This is a genomic window from Streptomyces sp. NPDC043680 (assembly GCF_056436685.1).
Genome location: NZ_JBWKCE010000003.1, coordinates 340652 through 365536 on the forward strand (window position 1 = coordinate 340652; position 24885 = coordinate 365536).

General features: G+C 72.8%; 19 protein-coding genes. 5 read left to right on the top strand and 14 right to left on the bottom strand.

Annotation, left to right across the window (positions count from 1 at the left end; translation table 11 throughout):
- Window positions 1–106: 106 nt before the first annotated feature.
- The 5 genes from AC0666_RS08105 to AC0666_RS08125 all read right to left on the bottom strand — a co-directional run bounded on the left by AC0666_RS08105 (window position 107) and on the right by AC0666_RS08125 (window position 5993).
- Window positions 107–592, bottom strand: a complete 486-nt coding sequence (locus AC0666_RS08105) for a hypothetical protein (RefSeq protein WP_468965897.1) — start codon at window positions 590–592, stop codon at window positions 107–109.
- A gap of 181 nt (window positions 593–773) precedes the next feature.
- Entirely contained in the window at window positions 774–1616 is an 843-nt protein-coding gene (locus AC0666_RS08110) for an arylamine N-acetyltransferase family protein (protein ID WP_468965895.1), read from the bottom strand.
- Window positions 1613–3004, bottom strand: a complete 1392-nt coding sequence (locus AC0666_RS08115) for an FAD-binding oxidoreductase (protein WP_361717387.1) — start codon at window positions 3002–3004, stop codon at window positions 1613–1615. Before AC0666_RS08115 ends, AC0666_RS08110 begins: the two co-directional genes overlap by 4 nt.
- Before the next feature lie 26 nt (window positions 3005–3030).
- Entirely contained in the window at window positions 3031–4245 is a 1215-nt protein-coding gene (locus AC0666_RS08120; RefSeq protein ID WP_478707279.1) for an MFS transporter, read from the bottom strand.
- A gap of 80 nt (window positions 4246–4325) precedes the next feature.
- Window positions 4326–5993 carry a carboxylesterase family protein gene (locus AC0666_RS08125; protein WP_468965891.1) on the bottom strand — a complete coding sequence of 556 codons (1668 nt, stop codon included), beginning with the start codon at window positions 5991–5993 and terminating at the stop codon, window positions 4326–4328.
- 252 nt (window positions 5994–6245) lie between these two features.
- Here AC0666_RS08125 and AC0666_RS08130 point away from each other — a divergent pair, with 252 nt between their 5' ends.
- From AC0666_RS08130 to AC0666_RS08145, 4 genes are all read left to right on the top strand, one after another.
- Window positions 6246–7046, top strand: a complete 801-nt coding sequence (locus tag AC0666_RS08130) for an arylamine N-acetyltransferase family protein (protein ID WP_478707280.1) — start codon at window positions 6246–6248, stop codon at window positions 7044–7046.
- Window positions 7047–7148: 102 nt separating this feature from the next.
- On the top strand, window positions 7149–8252 hold the full coding sequence (locus tag AC0666_RS08135; protein WP_478707281.1) for a phenylacetate--CoA ligase family protein: 1104 nt from the start codon (window positions 7149–7151) through the stop codon (window positions 8250–8252).
- Window positions 8252–9634 (top strand): aldehyde dehydrogenase family protein, encoded by a 1383-nt coding sequence (locus AC0666_RS08140; RefSeq protein WP_478707282.1) that lies wholly within the window; start codon window positions 8252–8254, stop codon window positions 9632–9634. The genes AC0666_RS08135 and AC0666_RS08140 overlap by 1 nt, the downstream gene beginning before the upstream one ends.
- A 130-nt stretch (window positions 9635–9764) precedes the next feature.
- Window positions 9765–10976: an acyltransferase family protein gene (locus tag AC0666_RS08145; protein WP_361717369.1), complete on the top strand. Its 1212-nt coding sequence runs from the start codon at window positions 9765–9767 to the stop codon at window positions 10974–10976.
- Between the two features lie 65 nt (window positions 10977–11041).
- Here the strand turns inward: AC0666_RS08145 and AC0666_RS08150 are convergent, their stop codons facing one another.
- The 9 genes from AC0666_RS08150 to AC0666_RS08190 are packed head-to-tail and all read right to left on the bottom strand — an operon-like array spanning window position 11042 to window position 24063.
- Window positions 11042–12262, bottom strand: coding sequence for an FAD-dependent oxidoreductase (locus tag AC0666_RS08150; protein WP_468965881.1), 1221 nt, complete (start codon window positions 12260–12262; stop codon window positions 11042–11044).
- Entirely contained in the window at window positions 12259–13659 is a 1401-nt protein-coding gene (locus tag AC0666_RS08155; protein ID WP_468965878.1) for an FAD-dependent oxidoreductase, read from the bottom strand. The genes AC0666_RS08150 and AC0666_RS08155 overlap by 4 nt, the downstream gene beginning before the upstream one ends.
- Entirely contained in the window at window positions 13656–15794 is a 2139-nt protein-coding gene (locus AC0666_RS08160) for a molybdopterin oxidoreductase family protein (protein ID WP_478707283.1), read from the bottom strand. Before AC0666_RS08160 ends, AC0666_RS08155 begins: the two co-directional genes overlap by 4 nt.
- On the bottom strand, window positions 15787–17175 hold the full coding sequence (locus AC0666_RS08165) for an MFS transporter (RefSeq protein ID WP_468965872.1): 1389 nt from the start codon (window positions 17173–17175) through the stop codon (window positions 15787–15789). The genes AC0666_RS08160 and AC0666_RS08165 overlap by 8 nt, the downstream gene beginning before the upstream one ends.
- A gap of 60 nt (window positions 17176–17235) precedes the next feature.
- Window positions 17236–18663, bottom strand: coding sequence for a nitrosuccinate lyase (locus AC0666_RS08170; protein WP_468965869.1), 1428 nt, complete (start codon window positions 18661–18663; stop codon window positions 17236–17238).
- A complete protein-coding gene (locus tag AC0666_RS08175; protein WP_478707284.1) occupies window positions 18660–20648 on the bottom strand; it encodes an FAD/NAD(P)-binding protein in 1989 nt (662 codons plus the stop codon). The genes AC0666_RS08170 and AC0666_RS08175 overlap by 4 nt, the downstream gene beginning before the upstream one ends.
- Window positions 20645–21862 (bottom strand): FAD-dependent oxidoreductase, encoded by a 1218-nt coding sequence (locus tag AC0666_RS08180; RefSeq protein WP_468965863.1) that lies wholly within the window; start codon window positions 21860–21862, stop codon window positions 20645–20647. The genes AC0666_RS08175 and AC0666_RS08180 overlap by 4 nt, the downstream gene beginning before the upstream one ends.
- Window positions 21862–23454 carry a class I adenylate-forming enzyme family protein gene (locus AC0666_RS08185; protein ID WP_468583127.1) on the bottom strand — a complete coding sequence of 531 codons (1593 nt, stop codon included), beginning with the start codon at window positions 23452–23454 and terminating at the stop codon, window positions 21862–21864. The genes AC0666_RS08180 and AC0666_RS08185 overlap by 1 nt, the downstream gene beginning before the upstream one ends.
- Window positions 23455–23511: 57 nt before the next feature.
- Window positions 23512–24063 carry an SRPBCC family protein gene (locus AC0666_RS08190; RefSeq protein ID WP_468965859.1) on the bottom strand — a complete coding sequence of 184 codons (552 nt, stop codon included), beginning with the start codon at window positions 24061–24063 and terminating at the stop codon, window positions 23512–23514.
- A gap of 164 nt (window positions 24064–24227) precedes the next feature.
- Between AC0666_RS08190 and AC0666_RS08195 the strand changes: the two genes are divergently transcribed.
- Window positions 24228–24884, top strand: coding sequence for a TetR/AcrR family transcriptional regulator (locus tag AC0666_RS08195; protein WP_468965857.1), 657 nt, complete (start codon window positions 24228–24230; stop codon window positions 24882–24884).
- Window position 24885 lies beyond the last annotated feature (1 nt).

Sequence of the window (24885 nt, forward strand, 5' to 3'; positions counted from 1 at the left end):
GCCACGCGCCGCGCAGCCGCGCGTCCACGCCGAAACAGCCGTACGGGCCCGGCGGGGGGAGCCGGGCCCGTACGGGCGCTGGGGAAGGGGGGAGGGGCGAGGAGGCCTAGCGCGGCTGGACGGCGATGCGGGTGGCCTTGCCGGTGGAGGCGCCACCGGTGACGAACGTGCCGTCCAGGTTGTTGATCTGGAAGGCGAAGTCGAAGTTGGCGGTGTTGCGGCCCGTCACCGTGATGTTGGCCTTGAAGGTGATCGTGGAGTTGGCCTTGCCGTCCGTGCCGATCAGGAAGGCGGTGTCGGTGTCGGAGTAGGTGCCGCAGCCGGTCTGCTTCCACTCGCCGTGCGAGGCGGTCGTGGTGTTGTTCGGCGAGGTGAAGTTGACGACGCCGGAAGTGGCGGTCGCGCTGCCGTAGTAGCTGCCGAGGAAGGTGTCGTGGGTGTTGTCGTCGACCACCTTCCAGCTGCCCGGGAGGGTGTAGCAGCCGCTGCCGCCCTCGACGGCCGCGGACGCCGGACCCGTGACGGCCGTCGCGGTGGCCAGCGCGGCGACACCGGCGAATACGGCGACCTTGAGACGGGTGCTCTTCAGCATGTGATTCTCTCCTTGAAAGGGAATGGGGGCGGCTTTCCCTTCCATGATGCCGCCCCTTTTTCCGTGGAGGTATGGGCCAGTTGTCGATTCGTCAGGTCGCCCACGGGGGTAGAAATGCGGAAATCCCCGCACCGTCCGGTGCGGGGATTTCCGCAGGGAATGGAAGAGATAAAGGAAAGGGTCAGTCGATCTGCATGACGATGCGGATCGCCGGGTCGATGTCCGGCTGCTTCGGCATGGCGGCCGGGTCGATGACGATGCCGAAGTGCTCCTCGTAAGCGGCACGCAGGGCGGCGTCGTCGGCCAGTTCGACCGTCGTGGTGCCGCCGGCGTCCGTGCGCGTCAGTTCCCGGCCGTTGACCGTGACCCGGCCGGACTCGTTCTGGATCGAGCAGATGAGGTTGTGCAGGAACACCGAGTCCGGCGCCGTGCGGTACCACCACAGGGTCGGGTGGAAGTCGCCGATCCGCACCGGCCGTTCGTCCAGCCGGTACTGGATGTTCCCGTTCAGCTCGACCTGGACGAAGCCGTCCTCGGTCCGGACCACCCGGTAGTCCCCGTGCGGGTCCTTCTGCACCTCGGCCGAGTCGATCTGCAGCGGGAAGCGGCTGTTCTTGCCGAAGCCGGCGTCGACCAGCCAGTCCTGCCCGTCCAGCCGCACCCGCAGCGCCAGGTGGCACAGCGGGGCGCCGAAGGCGCCGCCGAGGAAGACCTGGCCGGCCAGGATCTCCACGGAGAAGCCGAGCGCCTCCAGCAGGTGCCCGAAGGACGGGTTCAGCTCGTAGCAACCGCCGCCGCGCCGGCGCGTGACGATCTTGTCGTAGAGGAAGTCCTGTTCGAGGCCCAGCTCGGCGCCCTCGACGTGGTAGTCGATGTTCTCGAACGGAACCGACAGCACGTGCCGCTCCTGCAGGTGCCGCAGCGCGTGCAGGTCGGCCCGCTCGGGCCGGCGCGCGCCGATGCGCTCCAGGTACGCGTCCACCATCGCTTCGCTGAACATGTTCTTCTTCGTCTCCTGTGTCATCGGGACTGCCATCCGGTGGGCGGGATGTTGTGGTTCACGCGGAACACGTTCTGCGGGTCGTACGCGTCCTTGACCGTGACGAGCCGGGCGTACGTCTCCTCGTCGTACGCCGACTTCAGGTGCTGCGGGGAGCTCTCCAGGGCGCTGATGAAGCTCAGGAACGGGCCGCCGATGCGCCAGGGCTCCATCGTCTCGATCAGCCGCTCCTGGAACTCCCGCACGTCCTGGATGTGTTCGGGCCACACGGGGGCGCCGGCGAACAGCGTGTACGCGGTCTCGCGGTGCGGCAGGGCGTTGGCGTGCTCGGGCTGCCGGCCCAGCGCCCCGCCGAGGTGGCGCAGTTCGATGCCGGGGCGTACGGCATCGGCGCCCTCCTTGATCAGCGGCAGCAGGGTGTCGATCGCCGCGTCGTCGAGCTCGCGGATGCGGGTGGAGCGCTCGTAGTAGACGAACGGCACCGTCGGGTCCATGTTGATCTCGGCGACCCGCGTGTACGGCATGTCCGCGACGGTGTCGAGCACCGGCTCGGCGATCTCGCGCAGCGGGCGCACCAGCGCCTCGCCCTCCTCGTTCGAGCCGTTGAACGCGATCCGGATGTGCGCGAGGAAGCGGCCGCGGACCGGCTCCGGGAGCACGTCGATGTCGGGGAAGCGCATCACGGCGATGGAGGACTGCATCTGGTCGGGGACCGTCCGCGTCCAGTCCCGCCAGGTGCGCAGGATCGTGTCGATGTGCTCGCCGGGCAGGAACAGGCCGCCGCCGTAGAGCCGGGCCACCGGGAAGAGGCCGATCTCAAGGGAGGTGACCACGCCGAAGTTGCCCTTGCCGCCGCGCAGCGCCCAGAACAGGTCCGGGTGCTCCTCGGGCGAGACGTGCCGCAGTTCGCCGTCCGCGGTGACCAGGTCGATGTTCTTGACGTGGTCGGCGGAGTAGCCGTACGAGCGGCCCAGCGGGCCGAGGCCGCCGCCGAGGGTGTACGAGACCACGCCGACCCCGGGGGAGGCGCCGTTGAGCGGTGCCAGGCCGAAGGCGGCGGCCTCCTCGATGACCCGGCTCCACTGGACGCCGGGCTCGACGCGGGCGGTGCGCCCGCGCGGGTCGATCCGTACGCCCTTGAGGTTGCGGGTGTTGATCAGTACGGCTCCGTCGGCGGGCAGCGAGACGCCGTGGCCGGTCGCCTGGACCGCGACGGCGATGCCGTGGCGGGTGGCGAAGCGCACGGTGGCGAGGATGTCGGCGGTGCCGTCGGCCACGACCACGGCGGCGGGCCGGCTGTCCGGCAGGATCCGGTTGAAGCCGAGCGTCTCCTCCTTGTAGGCGTCGGTGCCGGGCAGCAGCAGCGGGCCGCGCAGCTCTGCTCCGAGGGCGGAAAAGTCGGGGCTGGTCACAGCGGTTCCTTTCGGTAACGGGGTGCTCACCGGGTGGCCTTGCCGGAGCTGCGCAGGCTCGGGAGGGTGAGCGCGGTGAGCAGGACCACGACCCCGCCCAGCCAGGCCACGGTGATCAGCTCCACCTGGTCGACGATCAGGCCGCCGACGAGCGCGCCGAGCGCGATGGCGAGGTTGAAGACGGACACCCACAGCGCGGAGGCGGCCTCCATCGCGTCGGGCGCGGACTTCAGCATCCAGGTCTGCAGGCTGACGGAGACACCGCCGAAGGCCAGGCCCCACAGGACCAGCAGCGCGATGCCGCCGGCCTGGGTCTTGCCGAGCAGCGGGAAGAGCAGCATCGCGGCGGCCAGGGCGACGATGATGACGGCCATGGTGCGGCCCAGGTTCTTCGCGACGGCCGCGCCGGCGACGAAGTTGCCGATGATGCCGGCGACGCCGAAGCCCAGCAGCAGGACGCTGATCAGGTCCTCGTCGATGCCGGAGACCTGCTGGAGCATCGGGCTGACGTAGGTGTACGCGGCCAGGTGGCCGGTGACGATGAGGGCGGTGGCGATGATGCCGGCCCGCACGCCGCGGTTGGCGAACTGGCCGATCAGCTCGCGCACGCCGACGGGGGCGGTGGCGGGCAGCGCCGGCAGCAGGGCCAGCAGGGCGACGAGCACCGCGAAGGCGAGGACGCCGAGCGTGGCGAACGCGGTGCGCCAGCCGGCCAGCCCGCCGATCAGGGTGCCGGTGGGCACGCCGAGGACGTTGGCGGCGGCGACGCCGCCGAAGATGAGCGCGGTCGCCCGGGGGATCGCCGCGGGCTGGACCAGGCGGAAGGCGAGACCGCCCGCGATGGCCCAGAAGCCGCCGATGGTGATGCCGACGAGCACACGCGAGGCGAGCAGCACGCCGAAGTTGGGCGCGAGGACGGTGACCAGGTTGGCGACCGCCATCACGGTCATCAGGCCGACCAGCAGGAAGCGCCGGTCCAGGCGGCCGACGAGCACCGGGATCAGCGGCGCGGACAGCGCGGCGACGAGGCCGGGCACCGTCACCATGAGTCCGGCGGTGCCCTCGGAGACGTGCAGGGCGGAGCCGACGGAGGTGAGCAGGCCGATCGGCAGCTGCTCGGCGGTGACCAGGGTGAAGATGCCGACCGCGACGGAGACGACGGCGAACCAGGCCTTCAGCGGGGTCCGCTCCGCCACCTCCTGTTCTGCGGCGGTCTCGGCGGTTGTTTCCAGGGTTGCCATGGCAAGAACCTCATTCGTGTCTCTGGGGGCGGGTGCGGCCGCCGCGTCGGGTTTGCCGTCGGGGCGGCCGTCGGAGCAGGTCAGGGGCGGGGGACCCAGCCGGACTCGTCCCAGAACCGCAGCTGCCGGAGCTTCGACGTGGTGGCGGTCCGTGCGATCCGCTCACCTCCGAGCACCAGGGTGCTGGGCCGCTCGGGATCGAAGACCGGCCACTCGGGGGCACCGGGACCGGCGGGCACGCCGTCGCGGGCGAAGGCGGCCACCAGGTCCATGAAGGTCTCGGAGACGGCGCGCTCCTGCGGTCCGTCGTGGAAGAGGGGCGTGCTCTCCGGGATCGGGTAGGTCGCGGCGATCGCGGCGGTGTCGGCGTACGTGCCGAAGAGGAACGGCGAGGTCGCCTCGTGCGGGGTGCCGTGGTGCGGGGCCCGGACGGGCTGGGCGAACTCCATGACCCACTGGGGGGAGCGGCCCTGGCGGGCGTGCCGCTCCGAGAGCCGCATGATCTGGTAGCGGAACAGCGCGTCGCCCCAGATCTCCGTCCACAGCGACAGCGGGTCCTGCGGCAGCCCGTCGGCCTCGGCCGCCTCGCGGTAGGCGGTGATGCAGGCGTCGACGAGCTCGTACGAGACCTTGGCCATGCCCTTCTCCAGCACGCCCCGGACGGCCTCCCGCAGCTCGGCCGCGTCGGTGGGCGGCGGGGTCGGGGTGGGCTGCGGCGGGCACGGGCCGGTGTAGAAGGAGCCCTCGGTCCGGGTGTGCACGGCCAGGACCGGCACGTCGGGCGTGGGCAGTTCCCAGTCGAATGCGCTCATCCAGCGGCCGTCGACGACCGGCCCGCGGAACTCGCGTCCGCTGCCCACCGCGCGCTCGCCGGGCAGCCCGCCGAACAGCTCCTCCCAGGCCTCCATCAGCGCGGAGGCGGGCACCTCGCGCAGTCCCGGCACCGTCGTTGCGAACCGGCGCGCGAGCAGCTCGTACGCCTGGCGGGAGTCGGCGGGGGTCAGCGAGGTGGAGGGGTCCCACACGTGGCAGGCGCTGATGGGGACGATGCGGCGGATGATGTGGCCCAGTTCGGGCAGGAGCGCGAGCTGCCAGGTGCTCGCGCCGCCCGCCGAGGTGCCCGCAACGGTGATGTTGCCGGGGTCGCCGCCGAAGGCCGCCGCGTTCGCGTGGACCCAGCGCAGCAGGGCCGCCTGGTCCTGGAGGCCCCAGTTGGCGAAGTCGCCGGTCTCCGGGTCGGCGAGTTCCTCGTGCAGGCCGAAACCGAGGGCGCCGAGCCGGTAGTTGAAGGTGATGACGACCAGGTCGCCGCGGTCGGCGAGGCGGGCGCCGTCGTAGACGGGCAGGCTGCCGCCGCCGACCATCCAGCCGCCGCCGTGGATGTAGACGAGCACCGGCCGGCTGCCGTCGGTGGCGGGCGTCCACACGTTGGCGTAGAGGGAGTCCTCGCCGCTGCCGGGGATGATCGGCTGGAGCGACTCGGGAGCGAAGGCGGTGGCGTCGCGTACGCCGCTCCACGGGACGGGCGGGCGCGGCGAGGCGAAGCGAAGCCTGCCGACGGGCGGGGCGGCGTACGGGACTCCGCGGAAGACGGACAGCCGTCCGGCGCGCTGCCCGGCGACCACGCCGGCGCCGGTGTGGACCAGCACGGTCCCGGCTCCGGCCGCGGCTGCGCCTGCGGCCGGGCCGTCGGTCTCGATTCCGGTCTCGTTTTCCGGCGAGGGGCTGGTGGCGGCGGAGAGGGACATGGCCGTGAGTACTCCATCGTCATCGACGGGCGGTCAGTCACGCCGACTCCACGGTGTTGCCCATTCGAACCGAATGCGCCGCGTCGGATGACTCTGGACCATCCGATGCTGGTTACCGCGCAAGAGGGCGGCAACAAAGGGGAGTGCACTGTGTCAGGTGTCCGGTTGTCCGTCAGCTCGGGCCGGAAGCGGGCCGGTGCCGTGTTTTCATTCGGCGTACGCTGCCGGGTTCGAATCGTCAGGGAGAATGCGATGCTGGACGAAGCGGAAGTGGCCGAATACCTCGACAGGATCGGCGCGAAGAAGCCGGACACGGCGGATCTCGAAGGGCTGCGCCACCTCCAGGAGCGCCATGTCCTGTCGGTGCCCTTCGAAAACATCGACTACCACCTGGACCGGACGATCCACCTCGGCGAGCAGGTCGTCGACAAGATCGTGCGCGGGCGCCGCGGCGGCGGCTGCTACGAGGTGAACTCGGCCTTCGCCGTCCTGCTGGCCTCCCTCGGGTACGCCGTCGAGATCCTGCCGGGCCGGGTGTACCGGCCGGACGGCCTGGGGCCGGCGATGTGCCATCTGGCGCTGCGCGTGACCGTCGGCGGCGAGCCCTGGCTGGTGGACGCCGGATTCGGCCGCAACAGCCGTCATCCGCTCCACCTCACCACCTCTGACGTGCAGCGGGACCCGCACGGGGAGTACCGGGTCAGCCCCGCACAGGGTGGCGGCCACGACGTGGAGCTCGACGGCAGGCCGCTGTACCGGCTCGACGACCGGCCCTGCCGCCTCGACGACTTCGGCCCCACCCTGTGGTGGTGGCGCACCAGCCCCGACTCCCCGTTCCTCCAGGAGCTGTTCTGCTCCATGCCGCTCGCCGACGGCCGGGTCACGCTCAAGAACAACCGCCTGGTCAGGGTCGAGGGCGGAGTCCGAACGATCGAGAAACTCGACGGCGAGGAGGCGGTTCTGGCCGCTTACCGCACCCACTTCGGAATGATTCTCGACGAACTCCCGCAAGGCGGTGGCGTGAACCGGACCGTCGGGATCCAGCTGACCTGACACAGACAGTTGACGTACTCATCGGAAGGGCGTGGACCCGATCACGGGACTCCCCGCACGATGCGAAGAGTACGGCGTTACCCCGTACCCGGAAGGAGCATTGTGTCCACCGTTGATCCCTTGCTGGAATTTCCACTCGACACCCAGCCGGACCCCGACGAATTCCTGCGCGCCGCCCTGCGCTGGCATTTCTCCCCGGAAACGGGTTCGCCGTTCTGGCTGGAACGCGCGGGAAGCCTCGGATTCGACCCGCTGACCGACGTCGGCGGATTCGCCGACCTGGCCAAGTTCCCGAACCTCGCGAACGAACTGCGCCACGTACGCGCCGAGGACCTCATACCGCGCGGCTACGGGGAGCACCCCGAGGTCGTGGGCGTCTACGAGAGCGGCGGCACGACCGGCGCCCCCAAGCGCATCGTCCTGCTCCAGGAGTGGCTGGACCGGCTGCTCGCCTGGAGCAGCGCGCAGCTGGACCGCCACGGCGTTCCGCAGAACGTGAACTGGCTCGTCGTCGCCCCGACCGGCCCGCACATGGTCGGTGACGTGATCAAGCGCCAGACCGCCTTCCGCGGCGGCCTCGCCTTCACCGTCGACCTCGACCCGCGCTGGGTCAAGAAGCTCATCTCCGAGGGCAAGACCGCGGAGGCGGGCGCCTACGCGGAGCACATCGTCGACCAGGTGGCCTTCCTGCTCCAGACGCAGGACATCGGCGTCCTGATGTGCACCCCGCCGGTCCTGGAGCGGCTCGCGCGCCGCGAGGACCTCGCCAAGCTCATCGACGACAAGGTCAAGGCGATCAACTGGGTCGGCACCCAGATGGACGCCGACACCCGCTACCTGTACCGCACCGAGGTCTTCCCCAAGGCGCACCTCTACAGCGGCTACGGCTCCACGATGATCCTCGGCAACGCGAGCGAGCGCCCGGGCCTGACCGACGACGACCCGTGCATCTACGACCCCTTCTCCCCGCACATGGTCTTCGACGTGGTCGACCCCGAGACGCGCCTGACCGTCCCGTACGGCGAGCGCGGCCAGGTCGTGATGCACCACGTCAGCAAGAGCCTGTTCATGCCGAACAACCTGGAGCGCGACTACGCGACCCGCGTGCCCGCGCCCGAGGGCGTCTGGCAGATCGGCGACTCCGTGGCGGACATCGCCCCGGTCCAGGAGTTCGACAACGAGACCGTCATCGAAGGGGTCTACTAATGAGCGCCGGGAGCGCCGGTCTGATCACGCTGGACGCGCTCGGGCCGGCCGGACCCTTCCGCGCGCGCAAGCGGATGACCGTCACCGATGTGACGGGCGCCCCGGCCGCCGAACTCAGCCTGGTTCCCAAGCTGTTCGTGACCCGGGCGATGGACGCCCTGCGCAAGGCCCGCACGCTCCCGCTCGACGAGCGGACCGCCGCACTGGCCCGGGCCGGGAAGATCTTCGCCGAGGAGACCATCGACGGCCTGTCGTTCGCGGAGTACGAGCGCACGGTCGCCCGGGTCTCCGGGGTGCCGCTCGGTGTCGTACGGGCCGCGACCGCCGCCATCATCGAGGCCACCGAGCTGTCCCGGTTCGCCGCCTACCAGGCGCGGCCGGCCGGCGCGGTGGAGGACTGGCGTGCCGACGGCACCCGGAACGGCAGCGCGGTGTGGACCCGTCGCGGCGACGTGTTCGCGGTGCACGCGGCCGGCAACCACCCCGGACCGCACTCCCTGTGGGTCGAGGCCCTCGCGCTCGGCTACCGGGTCGCCGTACGGCCCTCGCGCCGTGAGCCCTTCACCCCGCACCGGCTGATCTCGGCGCTGCGGGCCGCGGGCTTCGGCAACGACCAGGTCGTGCTGCTGCCCACGGACTACGACGCGGCGGACGAGATCCTGCGCAGCGCCGACTTCGGCCTCGTCTACGGCGGCGACGACGTCGTGCGCAAGTACGCGGGCACCAACGTGCTCCCGCAGGGCCCCGGCCGCTCCAAGATGCTGATCCCCGCCGGCGTCGACTGGCGCGACCACCTCGACACCATCGTGGACTCCATCAGCCACCAGGGTGGTGTGGCCTGCATCAACGCCACCACCGTGCTCGTCGACGGCGACCCGGCCCCGCTCGCGCAGGCCATCGCCGAGCGGCTCGCCACCATCCCCAGCCTGCCCCCGGAGGACGAGAAGGCCGTCCTCGCGGTGCAGCCGGTGGAGGGGGCGCGGGCCATCGAGAAGTTCCTGCTCGCCAAGGCGGCGGGGACCACGGCACACCTCGGCGGCGACGGCATCGTCGAGGAGCTCGGCGACGGCAGCGCCGTGCTGCGCCCGGCCGTGCACCAGCTGGAGCGGCCGGACGCCGAACAGGCCGGCATCGAGCTGCCCTTCCCCTGCGTGTGGGTGGCCCCGTGGTCGCCGGCCGACGGGATCGGGCCGCTGCGCAACTCCCTGGTGCTGACGGCCTTCACGGACGACGAGGCGCTGATCGACGAGCTGATCGCGGAGCCCACCATCAGCAACGTCTACCTCGGCGACCACCCGACGTACTGGATCCGTCCGGGGGTTCCGCACGACGGCTACCTCGGCGAGTTCCTGATGCGGACCAAGACCGTCATCCGCGACTGAGTCCCTTCCCGCCGCAAGGCCCGGTGGGTCCGGTCCGGGGCGTGCACAGCGCCCCGGACCGGGCCCGCCCTGCTCATCCCGTCCCTCGATTCCGCACGCATCCCGTCACTCACCAAGGAGCATCTTTGTCATGCCCATGAACGGAACGGGCACTTCCAGACCCGCGAGAGCGCCCAGGCTCGACTCCCTGACCGGTCTGCGCTTCCCCGCGGCCCTGCTGGTCTTCTTCTTCCACGCCTCCCTCGGCGTCCCGTGGATCAGGCTGTTCCAGGAGGACTCGGCCAACAACGCCTTCGCGAAGTACGCCTCGCAGGCGGGCGCCCTCGGCGTCACGTTCTTCTTCGTGCTCAGCGGCTTCGTCCTGACCTGGTCGGCCCGGGACCAGGACACGATGCGGGCCTTCTGGCGCCGCCGCTTCGTCAAGATCTACCCGAACTACGTGATCACCTGGGCGCTCGCCCTGGTCACCTTCGCGGCCGTCATGACGAAGCCCTGGCAGGCCGTGGTCAACCTGCTCATGCTCCAGGTGTGGGTGCCCGACTTCGCCACCAACTTCAGCGTGGACCCGCCGAGCTGGTCCCTCGGCGCGGAGGCGGTCTTCTACCTCTCGTTCCCGGTGCTGTTCCTGCTGGTCAAGAAGATCGCGCCGGCCCGGCTGAAGTACTGGATCGCCGGTGTCGTGGCCGCCGTCCTCCTCACCCCGACGCTGACCTATGCGGTCATCGAGAACACCGGCATGCAGATGCCCGGCGCCGAGGGCACCTCGACGGTGCAGTACTGGTTCGCGTACGTCCTGCCGCCCGTCCGGCTGCTGGACTTCGCCCTCGGCATCCTGGTCGCGCGCGCCGTGATGGCGGGCCGCTGGCGCAACATCGGCATGACCTGGTCGGCGCTGCTGCTGGCCGTCAGCTACGCCGTCGCCATGTACGTGCCGCACCTGTACGGCCAGCGCTCGGTCACGCTCATCCCGATCGTGCTGCTGATCGCGGCCGTCGCCTCCAGGGACGCCGAGGGCAAGCCGACGCCGTTCAAGAGCCGGTTCATGATCTGGCTCGGCGAGATCTCCTTCGCCTTCTACCTGCTGCACTACATCGTGTTGGCGTACTCCCGCTCCCTCCTGGGCGACCAGCTGTTCTCGACGCCGGTCGGCATCGCGCTGATCGCCGGCCAGATCGTCGTCGCCGTCCTGCTGGCCTGGGCGCTGTACGCCTGGGTGGAGGCGCCGATCACCCGCCGGTTCTCCAGTTCCCGCAAGGCCAGGGCGGCCAAGGCCGCGCGCGCCGAAGCCGCCCGCGCCGGCGCTTCGCCGGAGGCCGAGGGCCGCACCCTCGAAACCGTCTGACGCAGCGCACCGACCCGCTCCACGAGCCGCCCTCCGGGAACCCCACGCCCCGGCGGGCGGCCCCTTCATGTCGCGGGAGCCAGCAGCCGGTGTCCCGCGGCCGGCAGGCCACGGCCCACGAACGGCCGTATCTCGCCGTAGGCGCGGGCGTCGCCGACCAGGATCCCGCCGAGCAGGGTGTGGCAGTCCGCGGCCAGCACCAGCTTCGCGTACGTGCCCGCCGCCTCGTCCAGGCGGCTCAGCTCCACCGCCCCCTCGCTGCTCGCCTGGGCGTCGCCGAAGCTCGCCACCTCCACCCCGAGCAGCTTCAGCCGGGTCGACAGGTCCGCCTCCCCGAACGGCTCCGCGGGCAGGTCCAGCAGCTGCCGGGCGACCGAGGAGGCCATCCGGTAGCCCGGCGCCGCCAGCCCGTGGCAGCGCCCTTCCACCGCCGCGCACTCGCCGATCGCCCAGATCCGCTCGTCCCCGGTCCGGCACAGCCCGTCCACCAGGAATCCGCCGCGCCCGCCCGTGGCCAGGCCCGCCGGACCGGCCAGTTCGTCCCGGGGCCGCACCCCCGCCGAGAACACCACCACGGCCGCCTCCAGGGACGTACCGTCGGCCAGGGCCACCGCGGCGGCCCGGCCGTCCGGTCCCGCCTCGACCGCCGCCGTCGCCGTACCGCAGTGAACCCTCAGCCCCTGCTCCTCGACGCGCCGCCCGAGCACCCCACCGCCGGCCGCGTCCACCTGTACGGGCATCAGCCGCGGGGCGAGCTCCACCACGTGCGGCTCCATGCCGAGCAGCCGCAGCGCGTTCGCCGCCTCCAGGCCCAGCAGGCCGCCGCCGATCACCACGCCGGGGCGGCCCGGTACGGCGGCCTCGCGGATCGCGTCGAGGTCGTCGAGGCAGCGGTACACATGGCAGCCCGGCAGGTCGTGCCCCGGCACCGGCGGGACGAACGGCCGCGAGCCGGTGGCCAGCACCAGGGCGTCGTAGCCCACCACCTCGCCGGAGGCGGTGACCACCGAGCGCGCCGCCCGGTCCACCGAGGCCACCGGGGTGCTCAGCCGCAGGTCGAGCAGCGGGTCGTCCAGGAAGCCGGGGGCCGCCAGGGTCAGGTCGGCCGCGCTCCTGCCGTCGAGGTACGAGGAGAGCGCGACCCGGTCGTACGCGGGGTGGCGCTCCTCCGCCAGGACGACGATCCGCCAGGCTCCCGCGGCGTCGAGGGAGCGCAGCTCCTCCACGAGGCGGTGCGCGGCCATGCCGTATCCGGCGACGACCAGAGTGCGCCGTGTGCGGTTCACGAGGTGCTGCTCCCTTCGGTGCGGGCCGCGGCGCCGCACAGCGCGCGCACGGCGTCCGTGCAGCCGCCGCAGCCGGTGGTGGCCCGGGTCGCCGCGGCGATCTGCGCCACATCGGCGGCGCCGGCCCGGCAGGCTTCGGTGATGGTGTGCTTGGTGACGGTGTTGCAGCGGCAGACCACCGCGTCGCCGGGCAGTTCGTCGCTCCCGGCGGCGGCCGGCGCGATGCCGAGCAGGAACTCCAGCCGCCCGGACGGCACCGGCAGGTCCTGTTCGTAGAGCCGGCTCACGGCGGCGACGGCCCGCGGCAGTCCGAGCAGCACCGCCCCGGTGATCCGCCCGTCGGCCAGGGTCAGCCGGGCGTACCGGCCGCGCGCCGCGTCGGCGAAGGAGACCACCTCCGAGCCCGCCGCGGGCGCCGCGCCACCTCCCAGCCGGACCAGGTCGAGGCCGGGCACCCGCAGCCGGGCGATGTGCCGGGTCCCGGGGTGGGGCGCCGGGTCGCCGGCCAGCTGCCGGGCCAGCGACTCCGCCTGCGCCCACGCCGGTTCGAGGTGCCCGGCGGTGTCGGCGGGGTGCTCGGCGCAGTCGCCGATGGCGTGGATGCGCGGGTCGTCGGTGCGCAGCAGGTCGTCCACCACCACGCCGGAGCGGACGGTGAGCCCGGCCCGGCGGGCGAGTGAGGTCTCCGGGACGGTGCCGGTGCACAGCAGCAGCAGGTCGGCCGCCAGCACCCGCCCGTCGTCGAGGGTGAGCTTGCCGGAGCAGTACCCGGCCGCCTCCCGCCCGGTGTGGACCTCCACCCCGAGCTCCTGCAGGCGCCGGGTCAGGAGCGGGCCCCCGGTGGTGTCCAGGTGCCGGTCCAGCGGATGCGGACCGCGGTGGACGAGGGCCACCTCGTGGCCCGCCCGGCGCAGCGCGGCGGCCGCCTCCACCCCGAGCATCCCGGCGCCCAGCACCACCGCCCGGCTCGGCTCCTGGGCGCTCAGACGGGCGACATCGGCGAGGGTCCGCGGGGCCGCCACCCCCTCCTGCGGGGACGGCACCCGGGCCAGTCCGGGGATCCGGGGGACGGCCGGCCGGGACCCGGTGGCCAGCACCAGCGTGTCGTACCGGTGCACGGAGCCGTCGGCGGTGTGCACGCGCCGCCGGGCGCGGTCGATGCGGGTCACGGTGACCCCGGTGCGCAGGCGCGTCCCGGGGGGCAGTGCGGGCAGGGCGAGGGCGTCCGGGCCCAGGGTGCCGTCCAGTACGGAGCCGAGCAGCACCCGGTGGTACGGGGCCTGCGGCTCGGCCCCGAGGACGGTGACCGGGCCGCGGTGGCCGTGGTGGTGCAGCCGTTCCACGAACCGGTGGGCGGCCGGTCCGCCGCCGACGACCAGTACCTCGCCCGCGTTCACAGTCCGGCCTCCGCCGGCTCTATCCGCACCGCGCAGACCTTGAACTCCGGCATCCTGCTGCGCGGGTCCAGGGCGGCACCGGTGATCAGGTTGGCCCGGCCGGCCCCGGCGAAGTGGAACGGCAGGAACACCGTGTCCGTACGCAGCGAGCCGACCAGGCGGACCCGGGCGAGCATGGCGCCGCGCGCCGAGACCACCCGGGCCGCGGCCCCCTCGCGCAGCCCGTGCCGCTCCGCGGTGTCCGGGTGCACCTCGACGAAGGCCTCCGGCGCGGCCGCGGTCAGCTCCGGCACCCGGCGGGTCTGCGCGCCCGACTGGTAGTGGGCGAGCACCCGGCCGGTCGTGGCGTACAGCGGGAAGTCCGCGTCGGGGGTCTCGGCGGCGTCGCGGTGCTCGACCTCGGCGAAGCGGGCCAGCCCGTCCGGGTGCGCGAAGCCGTCGAGGAACAGGCGGGGCGTGCCCGGGTGGGCGTCCTCGCCCTCCGCCGTGTCGGGGCACGGCCAGTGCAGGGCCTCGCCCGCGTCGAGCCGTTCGTAGCTGATGCCGGAGTAGTCGGCCTTTCCTCCGCGCGAGGCCCGGCGCAGCTCCTCGAAGACCTCGCGGGGCACGGTCGGGAAGCGGCCGGGGTCCTGGCCGAGCCGGACGGCGATGCCGTGCAGCACGTCCAGGTCGCTGCGGGCCTCGCCGGGCGGTGCCAGCAGCCGGCGCCGCCGCAGCACCCTGCCCTCCAGGTTGGTCATGGTGCCCTCCTCCTCCGCCCACTGGGTGACGGGCAGGACGACGTCGGCCAGTTCGGCGGTCTCCGAGGGCACGAAGTCGGCGACGACCAGCAGGTCCAGCGACTTCAGCCGGTCGGCGATCCGGGCGGCGCGGGGCGCGGAGACGACCGGGTTCGAGCCGAAGACGAGCAGGGCGCGCGGGCCGCCGTCCGTGCCGAGCGCGTCGAGGAGTTCGTACGCGCTGCGCCCGGGGCCCGGCAGCTCGTCCGGCGACACCCCCCACACGGCGGCGACATGGGCGCGTGCGGCGGGATCGGCCAGCATCCGGTAGCCGGGCAGCTGGTCGGCCTTCTGGCCGTGTTCGCGGCCGCCCTGGCCGTTGCCCTGGCCGGTGAGGCAGCCGTAGCCGCTGCCCTCGCGGCCGGGCAGGCCGAGGGTGAGGGCGAGGTTGATGAAGGCGGCGACCGTGTCGGTGCCCTTGCTGTGCTGTTCGGCGCCGCGCCCGGTCAGGACGTACGCCCGCTGCGCGCCCGCCAGCAGCCGTACGGCCTCGCGCATCTCGGCGACGGGGACCCCGGTGACGCGCTCCACCCGCTCGGGCCACCAGGCGGCGGCCCGCTTCCAGGCGGCCTCGAAGCCGGTGGTCCGCTTGTTCAGGTAGCCGTGGTCGGTGTGGCCCTCGGTGACGGCGAGGTGCAGCAGGCCCAGGGCGAGCGCGAGGTCGGTGCCGGGGGCCGGCTGGAGGTGCAGGGCGGCGGTCTCGGCGGTCGGGGTGCGGCGCGGGTCGATGACGATCAGCTGCGCGCCGTTCAGGTGGCGCATCAGCGGCGGCATCGTCTCGGCCGGGTTGGCTCCGGCGAGCAGGATCACCTCGGCGGACCCGAGGTCGGTGACGGGGAAGGGCAGGCCCCGGTCGAGTCCGAAGGCGGCCATGCCGGCGGCGGCCGCGGAGGACATGCAGAACCGGCCGTTGTAGTCGATCTGGCTGGTGCCGAGCGCGACCCGGGCGAACTTGCCCAGCTGGTAGGCCTTTTCGTTGGTGAGCCCGCCTCCGCCGAACACGCCGACCGCGTCCGGTCCGTGCGCGGCGCGGATCTCCCGCAGCCGGCCGGCGATCGTGTCGAGGGCCGCCTCCCAGGTGGCGGGGGCGAGTCGGCCGTCGGAGCCGCGCACCAGGGGCTGCGTCAGGCGTCCGGGGGTGTCGAGCAGCGCGGGCGCCGTCCAGCCCTTCTGGCACAGCCCGCCCTGGTTCACCGGGAACTGCGCGGGCCGGACCGTCGTGCGGCCCCCGCCGTGGGCGAGCCGGGTGCCGCACTGGAGCGCGCAGTAGGGGCAGTGGGTGGAGACCTCGGCGACCGCGGTGACCTCGGCGCCGGCGAGCGCGACGGCGGCGGTGGTCTCGGCGTGCTCAGACACGGGAGGCCTCCGCACGGACCGGCGCGGCGTCCGCGGCGGCGGACCCGCCCGGACGCCGGCGCAGGTAGACCGCCCAGGTGACCAGTACGCACACCAGGTAGAAGCCGAGGAAGGCGAGGAAGGCGGGCTCACCGGAGGCCGAGGGGCCGCTGTAGGCGCTGCGGAAGGCCAGGTTGACGCCGACTCCGCCGAGCGCGCCGACCGCGCCCGCGATGCCGATCACCGCGCCGGAGAGCCTGCGGGCCCGGGCGAAGGCCTCGGCCGCGTCGTGGCCCGAGGTGACCGCGTCCTGCGCCTGCCGGGCGAAGGCGGCGGGGATCATCTTGTAGGTCGAGCCGTTGCCCGTGCCGGTCAGCACGAACAGGGCGGTGAAGCCGGCGATGAACAGCCCGTACGAGCCCTGAGCGGAGGCCACCAGCAGTACCCCGGTCCCCGCGGCCATCGCGTAGAACGTCACGAGGGTGACCCGCGCCCCGCCCCACCGGTCGGCCAGCAGCCCGCCCACCGGCCGGAACAGCGAGCCGAGCAGCGGCCCGAGGAAGGTGTGGGAGGCGGACTGGAGCGGGGTGGCGCCGAACTGGCTCTGCAGGACCAGGCCGAAGGCGAAGCCGTAGCCGATGAACGAGCCGAAGGTGCCGACGTAGAGCAGGGAGATCCACCAGGTGTGCGGGTTGCGGGCGGCCTCGCGCTGGGCACCCGGCGCGCTGCGCACGGCGGTGAAGTTGTCCATCTTCAGCGCCGCGAGCAGCGAGGCCAGGGCGATCAGCGGGAGGTAGACGGCGATGACGTACGCGGGGTGGGTGCTGCCCGCGGTGGCGATCACCAGCAGGCCGATCAGCTGGACCGCGGCGACCCCGAGGTTCCCGCCGCCCGCGTTGATGCCGAGGGCCCAGCCCTGCAGGCGCTGCGGGAACAGGGCGGTGATGTTGGTCATCGAGGAGGCGAAGTTCCCGCCCCCGACGCCGCCCGCCGCGCCGATCAGCAGGAACACCCACAGCGGGGTGCCCGGGCGCTGCACGAAGAAGAAGGCGGCGAGGGTGGGGACGAGCAGGACCGCCGAGGCGAACACGGTCCAGTTGCGGCCGCCGAAGCGGGTGACCGCGTAGCTGTAGGGCAGGCGCAGGGCCGCGCCGACGAGGGTGGGAACGACGACGAGCAGGAACTTCTGCGAGGGGGTGAAGCCCAGGCCGATCGCGGGTGACATGAAGAGCACCAGGACCGACCACATGCTCCACACGGAGAAGCCGATGTGCTCGGAGAGGACCGAGAGGATCAGGTTGCGGCGGGCGGTCCGCTTGCCGGAGCGCTGCCAGAACTCCTCGTTCTCCGGGTCCCAGTCCTCGATCCAGCGTCCGGTGGCGGGCCGTGCGGGCGGCGTCATGGCTCCTCGGCTTTCTACTCGGGTGGCTCGACTTTCTGAACTATACAGTTCAGTTCAGTACTACTCAATGGGTCGGACCCCCCGAGTCAGCGCCCGGTCCACGAGCGCGCCCGCGCCGCCGGTGTACGTCGCCGGGTCGCACAGCGCCACCAGCTCCTCCGTGCTCCAGTACCCGTCGAGTACCGGTTCCCCGGCGAGCAGTTCGTGCAGCGGGCGCCCGCTCTCCTCGGCCGCGGCCGACACCCGGGTCAGCAGCTGCTTCGCCGCCGCCTTGCCCAACTGCGGTGCGAGCACGGCCGCGATCCGCTCGGAGACGATCCGGCTGCCGGTCAGCAGCAGGTTGGCGTGCATCCGCCCGGGCCGCGCCTCCAGGCCCTCGGCGAGTTCGACCGCGGTGTGGGCGGCGCCCCCGGCGAGGCGCAGGCATTCGCGCAGCAGCTGCCACTCGGCGTGCCAGGCACCGGCCGAGCGCTCGTCCTCGGAGACCAGGCACTGCACCAGCCCGGTGGCCAGCACCGGCACTTGGAGGGCGGCGCTGCGCAGCAGGGTGCTCAGGACCGGGTTGCGCTTGTGGGGCATGGCCGAGGAGCTGCCGCGGCCGGCCACGGCGGGTTCGGCGACCTCGGCGACCTCGGTGCGGGACAGGTTCTGCACGTCGACGGCGATCTTGCCGAGGGCGCCCGCGGTGAAGGCGAGGGCCGCGGCGAGGTCGGCCACCGGCGTGCGCAGTACGTGCCAGGGCAGGGCGGGCCGGGCGAGTCCGGTCTCGGCGGCGAAGGCCTCCTCCAGCCGGTCCAGGTACACGCCGGGCTCGGGCCGGCCGCCGGCGTCGTCGAGGCGGGCGTACTCCAGGTATCCGGCCAGCGTGCCGGCCGCCCCGCCGAGCGACACCGGCAGGCCGCCCTCCTGGACCCGGGCCAGCCGCTCGTCCGCGTCCAGCACCAGCTGCCGCCAGCCGGCCGCCTTCAGCCCGAAGGTGGTGGGCACGGCCTGGAGGGCGAGGGTCCGCCCCGCCATCGCCGTGTCCCGGTGCTCGCCGGCCAGCCGGCCCAGCGCGGCCGCGGTGCGCCCCAGGTCGGCCCGGACGAGCCGCAGCGTGCGGTCGGCGACCAGCATGGCGCCGGTGTCGAGGATGTCCTGGCTGGTGGAGCCGCGGTGCACGTACTCGGCGGCCCGCGGGTCCTCCTCGGCCACCACCCGGGTCAGCGCCTGCACCAGGCCGACCACCGGGTTCGCGGTCTCCCGGGCGGCCAGGGCGAGGGCCCGCAGGTCGAGCCGGTCGGCGCGGGCCGCCCGGGTGATGGTGTCTGCGGCCTCCTTCGGAAGGGTGCCGAGCGCCGCCTGGGCCCGGGCCAGGGCGGCCTCCGCGTCGAGCATGGCCTGGAGCCAGGCCAGGTCGGACACGGCCTCCTCGGCGGGGGTCCCGGCGCGTACCGGCGAGAGCAGTCCCGCGTCGGTCAGGAGGTCCTGGCGGGGCAGGGAGCTCATACCAGGACCCCGGTCAGGTCGGTCTCGGCCGGCAGCGGGGCGACCCCGGAGGGGACGGTGGTCGCGGCCGGGAGGGCCAGGACGGAGCGGGCTATCGCGTCGGAGTCCCCGAGGGTGACCGAGTCGACGCCCGGGCGGATGCCGGCCGCGGTGACCCAGTGCACGGACTCCGTGGGCACCCCGTACGCGAAGCGGCGCGGGTGGGCGCGGCCGCGGGCGTCGAGCAGCCGGTACGGGCGCTCGGTGACGGCGAGGCCCCCCGACTCGTAGCTGGTGCCGTCGGATCCGGCGATCCGGTACGTGGTGCACTGCTCGGTGTCGAGCAGGTGGCGCAGCAGCGGGTCGTCGGTGCGCCGCAGGTCCGGCTCGGGCAGGCGGGCCTCGATCAGCACGGTGGCGCGGACCACCGGGCCCGGGACGGTGCGGGAGCGGGCGAGGAAGGTGGCCTGGTCGCCGGCGGCGGTGTCGACGCGGATCTCGGTGCCCGGACCGGTCAGGACCAGCACCCCCGCCTCGATCAGGGCGATCATCTCCTCGATGCGGGAGGCCGGCGGGCCGATGGAGAGGAAGGCGTTCAGCGGGGTGTACCAGCCCTCCAGGTCGTCGCGGTGCGAGTCGCCGTCCAGACCGCCGTGGTCCACGGCGAGGCGGATCTCGTTGCGCAGGTCGCGCATGACGTCCAGGGCGGCCTTCAGGGGACCGCTGAGATTGCCGGCCCGGGCCTGCGCGACGTCCTGCTCCAGGTAGGCGACGAGCCACCGCCGGAAGTCCTCGCGGCTGGTGAACTCCCGGTCGCCGTAGGGGCGGGAGAGCTTCTCCCAGTTCCAGCGCTGCTCCTCCTCGATGCCGTAGACGTCCAGCAGGGAGGCCCGGTCCTCCTCGTCCTCCAGCGACAGGAAGCGGGTGGTGAAGCCCTCCCGCTCGGCGCCGCGGCCCCGGGTCTCCAGCAGGGTGCCGTAGTAGACGCTCTCCGTCTCGCGGGAGATCAGCGGCCACAGGTCCGCGGAGAAGCTGATGCCCTCGCCGCCCCGGGAGCGGGCCCGCAGGCCGGCGATGGCCTCGGGGGTGAGCAGCCGCGGCAGGTGGCGGCCGTACGCGCCCTTCTCGTTCTCGCCGCGGGCGTGGTAGGGGATGCTGCGCCGGGAACTGGCGTACAGCACCGGCTCGTTGCCCGAAGGCCGGTAGGACAGGCGGCCGTCCTCACCGCGGACGAAGGCGCCGCCGCGGCCGGCGGTGAAGAGCGCCATGTGGTCGAAGAAGTTCAGCCCGAGGCCGCGCAGCAGGACGTTCTCGCCGGGCTTCACCGTCTTCAGGTCCAGGTCGGCGGGGTTGGCGGGCGTGATGTAGGTGAGGTGGTGGATCCGGGCGAGGCTCGCGGTCTTCGCCTCGCGGGGGGTCAGCCGGGCGGGTACGTGGCCCTGCGCCATCACGATGGCGTCGAGCTTGTTGAGGCGCGTGCCGTCCTCCAGCCGGACGCCCTGCTTGCCGCCGGGCGTGCCGTGGGTGTCGGCCATGGCCACGGCGCGGGAGCGGTGCACCTCGACCGTGACGTGGTCCGGGGCGCCCTGGACGACGCGCTCGAAGGTGGCGCGCAGGTAGCTGCCGTAGAAGGCGCGGGTGGGGTAGGTGTTCGGTCCCAGGCGGCGGGCCTCCGCGAGGGTGGCCGCGTCCGCGTCGCCGCTCCCGGCGATGTCCTGGGCCCACTCGTACAGGCTGGGGCCGGGCTCGATCGGGCCCTCGGTGCGGACGCTGTCGTCGGTGTAGACGGTGATCTGCGAGGCGACCGTGTTCATCAGCAGGTGCTGGGACTGGTCGGGGCGCCAGACCTGGCCGGCGCCGGGAGCCGAGGGGTCCACCACGTGGACGGTGACCGCGCTGTGGGCCGGGCTGCGCCGTTCGTTGGCGCACAGGCGCTCCAGTACGGACAGGCCGCGCGGTCCGGCGCCGATGATGGCCACCTGGATCCGCCCCTGGTTGCCGCTCATCGCTGGACTCCCTGCGGGTCGGTGGCCGCGTCGGTGGCCTCGTCGGTCGTGCGGGCGCCGTGCATCCAGGCCACGTAGTCGTGGAGCTGGTCGGGGGTGAGGGCGGACAGGGCGGCGTTGCGGTCGGTGGCAGCGGAGCCGGAGGTGTGCCAGAGCTTGATGCTCTCGCGGGCGAGGAGCTGGATCCGGCCGGTGCGCTCGCGCCGGTCCGCGTTGAACTTCTCGAAGCGCTGCGGGAGTTCCCCGGTGGAGCAGTCGAGCAGGTCGCCGAGGATCACGGCGTCCTCCAGGCCCTGGCAGGCGCCCTGCGCCACGTAGTGCAGCATCGGGTGGGCGGCGTCGCCGAGGAGGGCGACCCGGCCGTCGGTCCAGGTGTCGACCGGGTCGCGGTCGACGAGCACCCAGGACTTCCAGCCCTCGCCGAGGGCGAGCAGGCGCTGCGCGTCCTCGCCGAGGGAGGCGAACTCGCGGCGGATGTCGCCCTGGGTGGCGGGGAGTCCGGCGTGCGTCTCGGCCGCCTTGTTGTCGCTGCTGGCCGCGAGGTTGAGGTACTTGCCGCCGGCGATCGGGTAGTGCACGAAGTGGCAGCCCGGCCCGGTCCACCAGGTCACGGAGGTCAGGTGGCGCAGCTCCACGGGGACCTGCTCCATCGGGATGACGGCGCGGTAGACGGTGATCCCGGAGTTGCGGGGAGCCCCGTCGCCGACGAGCTGGGCGCGGATCGCGGAGTGGATGCCGTCGGCGCCGATCAGGGCGTCGCCGGTGATGCGGTCGCCGTTCTCCAGGACGACGGTGACGCCGTTCGCGTCCTGTTCGTAGCCGGCGGCGCCGGCGGCGCTGCGCAGTTCGACCGCTTCCTCGGCCCGGCAGGCCTCCAGCAGCGTGGTGTGCAGCTCGGCGCGGTGGACGACGGCGTACGGGTTGCCGAACCGCTCGCGGTAGCGCTCGGTCAGGTCCATGCTGACCACGTGCTCGCCGGTGACCCCGTCCATGAACCGCAGAGCGTCCATCCGTACGGCGGTGGAGCGGACGGCGTCGCCGAGGCCGAGGCGGTCGAGCGCGTGCAGGCCGTTGGGGGCGAGCTGGATGCCGGCGCCGATCTCGGCGAACTCGGGGGCGCGTTCGAGGACCAGGACCCGGTGGCCCTGCCGGGCGACCGCGAGGGCCGTGGCCAGCCCGCCGATTCCGCCGCCGACGATGATCAGCTTCGACATCAGACCTTCTCCTCAATGCCGGCGGGGGAGGGGGCGCCGGCGGTGAGCAGCCGGGCGAGCTCCAGCCGCTTGATCTTGGTGGTGGCCGTCTGCGGCAGGTCGGACTGGCGCCACTGGACGGGCTCGGCCATCGGGGGGAGGCCGGCGGTGGCGGCCTTCCAGGCCTCCGGGTCGAGCGGCTTGTCGTCCTTGGTGCAGACGACGGGGACGGCGCGGCCGGTCTCGTCGGGGATGATGATGACCTCGGCGAGCTCCTCCAGCCGGGTGAAGAGGGTGTCCTCGGCGGCGAGGGTGGAGCCGAAGCCCTCGATCAGGTCGACCTCGCGGTCCAGCAGGTGCACGCAGCCCCACTTGGTGCGGTAGCCGACGTCGCCCATGCGCCACCAGCCGTCGTTGACCTGCTTGTCGTAACGTTCCTGCTCGCCGAGGTAGGTGACGATCCGGCCGTCGCTCCTGACCTCGATGAAGCCGGGGTTGGTCTCGGACGGCGGCAGGCCGTTGCGGCTGACGACGCGGACGTCGGTCATGCCGGGGAAGGGCATGCCCACGCAGCGGCCGTCGGCATCGAGCCCGCGGCGCTTGGAGAAGGAGCGGGCGACGGCGGGACCGATCTCGCTCTGCCCGTAGAGCTGGCCGAAGACGGCGCCCTTGCGCTTGGTGGCGGCGAGCAGCCGCTGCACGGTGCGCGGGTGGATGGCGTCGAAGGTGCTGCTGAAGAGCTTCACGTTGGCCAGGGGGCCGCGCGGGTCGTCCGCGAGTTCCTCCCACTCCATGAAGGAGTTCGGGTGGGCCTCCAGGATGCCGGGACGCAGCCGGGCGAAGAGGTCGGCGGCGTGCTTGGGGTCGGAGTCGGCGAGGACGACGATGGGGAAGCCGCGGAAGAGGGAGATGGCGAGGGCCGTGATCAGCCGCGAATGGACGAAGGAGACGTGCATGGCGATCGTCTCGCGGCCCGGGAGCAGCGGCCTGGTGATCGTCGCCTGCGGGCGGTAGCGGGCCTGCAGGGTGGCTCCGGTGTGCACGGCCAGCTTCGGGGTGCCGGTGGTGCCCGAGGTGTGGGTGATCAGGGTGGGGTGCTCGGGCGGCATGGTGACGGCGGGGACCCGGGGGGCGCCGGCCAGCGAGGCCAGTTCGGTGGCCTGCTGGTAGCTGCCGGAGGTCAGCAGCACCTGCGAGGCCTCCGCGAAGACCGAGGCGGGCAGCTCGGTCTCCAGCTTGTTCTGGTCGGTGATCAGGTAGGGCTGATCGGTGCGGCGTACGAGTTCGGCGACGGTCTCACCGTCGAGCTTCGGCGACAGCAGCACCGGTACGGCGCCGATGCGGGCCACCGCGCAGGCCAGCAGCGTGATGTCGAAGCCGTCGGACTTGTAGACGACGACGCGGCGGCTGGGGCGGACGTCGGCGGCCCAGAGCCGCGAGGCCATGTCGTCGATCAGGTCGGCGACCTCGGCCACGGTCGCGCGGCGCCCCAGTGAGGGGGCTATGTCCAGGTCGTGATCGAGGATCACGACGTTCGTCGGGTGCTTCGCGGCAGCCCGTTCGAAGAGCGTTCCGAGCCGGATGCCCTTGTTCCCGATGCGCTGGAGAATCATCGTCTGGCCTCTCTCAAGTGCCTTGCGGTGGAGTCGGTCACGGGGTGGGGCGGGTGCTCAGGCGGGCTTCCCGGCGAGGTCCTTCTCGATGACGACCTTGATGCGCTCCAGGGTCTCGGCGAGGTCGCCGGCCACCTTCTCGCCCCACTCGGCGAAGAACTGCTGCTTCTGCCCCTCGTCCATCTCGGCGGTGATCCCGCGGATCCCCTCGGTGGCGGAGCCCATCCGGAAGTGGTGGGCGAGCAGGCTGCCTTCGCCGTCGGCCTCGATGGAGAAGCCCCAGACGCTGTCCTGCTTCTCGCCGGAGCTGTTGTGCATGGCCCACTGGAAGGTCCGGCCGGGCTCGGCGGCGACGACCTCGGCGTACGTCGTCCACTTGCCGCGCACCACCGGTGCCCAGGCGACGACGTCCTCGCTGCGCTCGTTCTCGCCCTTGAACACCGAGCCGACCGCGCCGGGGGCGCCGGAGCTCCACTCCCCGCCGAGGCACTCGGGGCTCCACTCGCCGCTGCGCGCCAGGTCGCTGACGACGGCGTAGACCTCGGCCGGGGTGGCGTCGACGTGGACCTGGGCGCGCGACCGGAAGAGGGGAGTCTGGGTGGCGCTCATGGATGGGTCCTCCTGTTGCGTCTTCGGATGCTTCAACTGCCGTGCTGCTGCGCCCCTTTCGGCGCCTCGGCTAGATGAACCATACAGTTCAGTTCAATTGAACGCAACGGTACAGTTCAGTTGGGTTCTAGACTGGAGCCTGCAGCCGAGGAGTAGGGATCGACATGAGCGCACGGACCGGCACCACCGACGCCCCGCAGGCCGTCCCCACGGGGGCGCGCGCCGCGCGCAAGCGCCAGGCCATCCTGGAGGCGGCGCGCACGGTCTTCCTGCGCGAGGGCTTCGGGGCGGGGGTGGACCAGCTGGCCGCCGAGGCGGGCGTCTCCAAGGTCACCATCTACAACCACTTCGGCAGCAAGGAGAACCTCTTCAACGCCGTGATCGGGCAGACGCTCGACGAGGCGCTGGAGGTGGCCCAGTCGGTGATCCAGGCCAAGCTCGCCGAGTCCGACGACGTCCGCACCGACCTGCTGGAGGCCTGCCGCACCTGGGTCGCCGGCCTCACCACGCCGGAGGTGCTGGCCCTGCGCAACGTCATCGCGGGCGAGCGCCACCGCTTCCCCGAGCTCGGCACCACCTGGCAGGAGGAGGGCCCCGGCCGCCAGCACGCGGCCCTGGCGACGGCCCTGGGCCGGCTCGATCGGCGCGGCCTGCTGCGCATCCCGGACATGGAACTGGCGGTGCTCCAGCTCTCCGGGCTGGTCCTCTCCCCGCACCTGGTCTACGGCGCGTACGGCACGGCCCTGGACGCGGACCTCGCGGAACGGCTGGTGCAGGGCGGGGTGGACATGTTCCTGAACCAGTACGGGGTCAAGGAGTAGC

Bases quoted from the DNA above. Each gene is read 5' to 3' on its own strand.
- AC0666_RS08140 (WP_478707282.1), top strand. From the start codon at position 8,252: ATGAGCGCCGGGAGCGCCGGTCTGATCACGCTGGACGCGCTCGGGCCG.
- AC0666_RS08145 (WP_361717369.1), top strand. From the start codon at position 9,765: ATGCCCATGAACGGAACGGGCACTTCCAGACCCGCGAGAGCGCCCAGG.
- AC0666_RS08195 (WP_468965857.1), top strand. From the start codon at position 24,228: ATGAGCGCACGGACCGGCACCACCGACGCCCCGCAGGCCGTCCCCACG.
- AC0666_RS08165 (WP_468965872.1), bottom strand. From the start codon at position 17,175: ATGACGCCGCCCGCACGGCCCGCCACCGGACGCTGGATCGAGGACTGG.
- AC0666_RS08170 (WP_468965869.1), bottom strand. From the start codon at position 18,663: ATGAGCTCCCTGCCCCGCCAGGACCTCCTGACCGACGCGGGACTGCTC.
- AC0666_RS08175 (WP_478707284.1), bottom strand. From the start codon at position 20,648: ATGAGCGGCAACCAGGGGCGGATCCAGGTGGCCATCATCGGCGCCGGA.
- AC0666_RS08105 (WP_468965897.1), bottom strand. From the start codon at position 592: ATGCTGAAGAGCACCCGTCTCAAGGTCGCCGTATTCGCCGGTGTCGCC.
- AC0666_RS08110 (WP_468965895.1), bottom strand. From the start codon at position 1,616: ATGACACAGGAGACGAAGAAGAACATGTTCAGCGAAGCGATGGTGGAC.
- AC0666_RS08130 (WP_478707280.1), top strand. From the start codon at position 6,246: ATGCTGGACGAAGCGGAAGTGGCCGAATACCTCGACAGGATCGGCGCG.
- AC0666_RS08185 (WP_468583127.1), bottom strand. From the start codon at position 23,454: ATGATTCTCCAGCGCATCGGGAACAAGGGCATCCGGCTCGGAACGCTC.
- AC0666_RS08190 (WP_468965859.1), bottom strand. From the start codon at position 24,063: ATGAGCGCCACCCAGACTCCCCTCTTCCGGTCGCGCGCCCAGGTCCAC.
- AC0666_RS08180 (WP_468965863.1), bottom strand. From the start codon at position 21,862: ATGTCGAAGCTGATCATCGTCGGCGGCGGAATCGGCGGGCTGGCCACG.
- AC0666_RS08120 (WP_478707279.1), bottom strand. From the start codon at position 4,245: ATGGCAACCCTGGAAACAACCGCCGAGACCGCCGCAGAACAGGAGGTG.
- AC0666_RS08125 (WP_468965891.1), bottom strand. From the start codon at position 5,993: ATGTCCCTCTCCGCCGCCACCAGCCCCTCGCCGGAAAACGAGACCGGA.